General features: G+C 49.9%; 3 protein-coding genes. All 3 read left to right on the forward strand.

Going from position 1 to position 3045, the window contains the following annotated elements; all coding sequences use genetic code 11:
• Positions 1-169 precede the first annotated feature (169 nt).
• Entirely contained in the window at positions 170-640 is a 471-nt protein-coding gene (locus tag VMT62_13575) for an RES family NAD+ phosphorylase (GenBank protein HVN97454.1), read from the forward strand.
• A 276-nt stretch (positions 641-916) separates the two neighbouring features.
• Positions 917-1291 carry a DUF5618 family protein gene (locus VMT62_13580; GenBank protein HVN97455.1) on the forward strand — a complete coding sequence of 125 codons (375 nt, stop codon included), beginning with the start codon at positions 917-919 and terminating at the stop codon, positions 1289-1291.
• 513 nt (positions 1292-1804) lie between these two features.
• Positions 1805-3045, forward strand: a 1241-nt coding sequence (locus VMT62_13585) for an adenosylcobalamin-dependent ribonucleoside-diphosphate reductase (protein HVN97456.1), incomplete at its 3' end; no start/stop codon positions are given.

Raw genomic sequence — 3045 nt, forward strand, 5'->3', positions numbered from 1 at the left:
TTGTAGCGCTTGCCGAGGATGTATTTGAGGGCAAGAAGGAAGCGCTTGAGTGGTTGAACAGCCCCCAGTATGGTCTTGATGGTCGCGTTCCGTTTGACATGCTTCAGACGGATGCTGGTGTCCGCGAGGTCGAGGAGTTGCTTATACGTATTGACTACGGAGTCATTTCGTGAGGAGGGCATGGCGAATCGTACGGAAAAAACGGTTGGCCGATGCCTTTACGGGAGAGGGGGCACGGCTTGGCGGCGGCCGTTGGAACCACGTCGGGACACCTGTTGTCTATGTCAGGGAAACTCTCTCGCTGGCAGCCTTAGAGCTGTTTGTTCACTTCACGAGGAAAGATATAAAGCTCACCAAATCACTCCTTGCAATTCCCGTTGAGATTCCGTCGCACCTGAAAATAATCGAAATTTCCATTAAGGATTTAAACTTTGACTGGAGAATATCGCCTCCATCGAATTCGACGAAAGATATCGGGACGGAATGGGTGCAAAAGGGATCCTCGGCGGTACTGCGTGTGCCCTCCGCGATTGTTCAGGAGGAGTACAACCTTCTTCTTAACCCAAACCACGGCGATTTTAAAAGGATGCGGATCGGTAAGCCACAGCCTTTTACACTCGATGAGCGTATGTGGAAATAGCTTGGAAAGCAGTCTGTAGAGCAAAGAGTGGGAATTATGAGGCATTGATCTCAATTTCCTGAGAGGTAGCGCCTTCGGGGTTCCTTTTATGGTTCAGCATTAGGGTGTCTCATCGAGGACCTGCCGGAAAATAGCGTCTGGCAGACCATGCATGTTCTGTGGCTCCAAATAAAGAGAGACTCCTTATGAGGAAGATCTATTTGTCACGGCATGGCTAAGTTGGGAGATTTTTTGAGTTGTTTATGGTAATGTAAGATTACGGAAAGGAGTGATAATTTGAGAGAGGCTATACGATATCTGACAAATGCAAGGGAGATACTTAAGACCGCTCCGATAGAAGGCAAGTTTTATGCTGACAAGAAGCCTGTTCGTGAGGCATTTGGCACTGCATATCTCGCGCTTTTGGAAGCGATCAACGAAGCACTCCTTGCCCGCGGGTACATCAAGAAAGAATTGCCTAAAAAGGTGGAAGAGTACCAGAAAGCCCTAAAGAAACACTTCGGCGTCCACAACGGCAAATTAATGAAGGAGTTCGATCAGCTATATGATGCGCTACACATAGCGGGGTATTATCGTGCTGACATATTGCATGTTCACGCCGTCAAGGACTATCTTGCAGCGGCAAAAGCGTTCATAGACAAAGTGAAATAGAAATAATTTACTTGCGAGAGACCTTGTTGAGTCACATTTCAGCAAGGTCTCTCGGTTTCTGAGGAAGTATTTTCGCTGTGGAGGGAAAACTTCGGGCCGGCGCTGGGGATGGGTGAAGCACACCACGTCACGGCTTGTTAAACACCTGTGGTCGTCCGATACAGAATGCCCATGAAAAAAAGTGAGGTCTGGGAGGTCAATTTAGATACTTCTATTGGCGGAGAAATTAGAAAGAAGTCCCTGCTGTGATCCGATAGTGCACCTTTCGCCCACCCCTTGTCAGTGTAGATTTATCACCTACCATTCTGCTGTCTTTCCTGTTATCTATGTAATATTTAGTAAGAAAGGCCAAGGAGTGTGTCCTGGTATCCGGTATCCGGACTCTGCCTGTTTCCTATTCCTACTGAGACATGCAGAAAAAGTGTAGGAAGACTCCGAAGTGAGAGTGACCGCCAGGGACCTGCAGCAATGCATAGAAGCAAAGTTACGAAATTCGGAAAGGAGGTGAGAGCTATGCAGAAAAGCTCTACAGAAGAAGCTGCCGGAGATGGCCGTTCCGAGATCGCATTAGACATTTCTGTCGGAGAGGTCGGCGGTAAAACAGTCGAAATCGATTTGGGAGGCAAACTTCCCCTCTCTCGGAACGCCTTCAAGGTTCTCGAAAAGAGATACCTCACGAGGAACGAACAAGGGCTCATCATCGAGACGTGCGAGGAACTCTTCCGGAGAGTAGCGAGGACCGTGGCCTCTGGGGACCTGCGCTATGGCAAGACATCTGCCGAGGCGGAAGAGACGGAAGAGCAGTTCTACGACATGATGACCTCACTTCTATTTCTCCCAAACAGCCCCACGCTCATGAATGCGGGAAAACGCCTCGGTCAACTGAGCGCCTGTTTCGTCCTCCCTGTTGGCGATTCAATGGAAGAGATATTCGACGCGGTAAAGTATGCGGCCATCATCCACAAGACAGGGGGAGGAACGGGATTCAGTTTTTCGAGACTGAGACCCAGAGGCGATGTCGTTGGCTCCACAAAGGGAGTATCCTCGGGACCCATTTCGTTTATGGCAGTGTTCAACCAGGCAACCGATACGGTGAAGCAGGGAGGGACACGCCGTGGCGCAAACATGGGACTTCTGAGGGTGGATCATCCCGACATCATGACCTTCATTAAGTGCAAGGACGATAGTAAGACTTTCAATAACTTCAACATCTCTGTCGGCCTCACCGAGGAGTTCATGAAGGCTTTGGAGACAGATGGGGAATACGACCTTGTCAATCCGCGCACAAAAAAAGTTGCAGGAATGCTTAAGGCAAGAGACGTGTTCAACGCTGTTGTGGCTCAGGCATGGAAAAACGGGGAGCCCGGCATTGTCTTCCTCGACAGGATCAATGCGGCAAACCCAACGCCCCATGTCGGGGAGATCGAATCAACAAACCCTTGCGGGGAGCAGCCTCTTCTTCCCAACGAGTCGTGCAATCTCGGCTCCATAAACCTTGCGAAAATGGTGACTGAGGATTCGGAAGTGGACTGGAGTCTGCTTAAGAATACGGCGTGGAATGCCGTGCACTTCCTCGACAACGTAATAGACGTAAACAAGTATCCCCTTCCGGTCATCGATGAGATGACAAAGGCGAACAGGAAGATAGGGCTGGGCGTTATGGGCTGGGCTGACATGCTCATCCGATTAGGCATCCCCTATAATTCCGAGGAGGCCGTGGAGCTTGCAGGAAAGGTGATGAAGTTCATCCAGAC

The sequence above is a fragment of the Syntrophorhabdaceae bacterium genome, assembly GCA_035541755.1.
Classification (GTDB): Bacteria; Desulfobacterota; Syntrophorhabdia; order Syntrophorhabdales; family Syntrophorhabdaceae; genus PNOF01.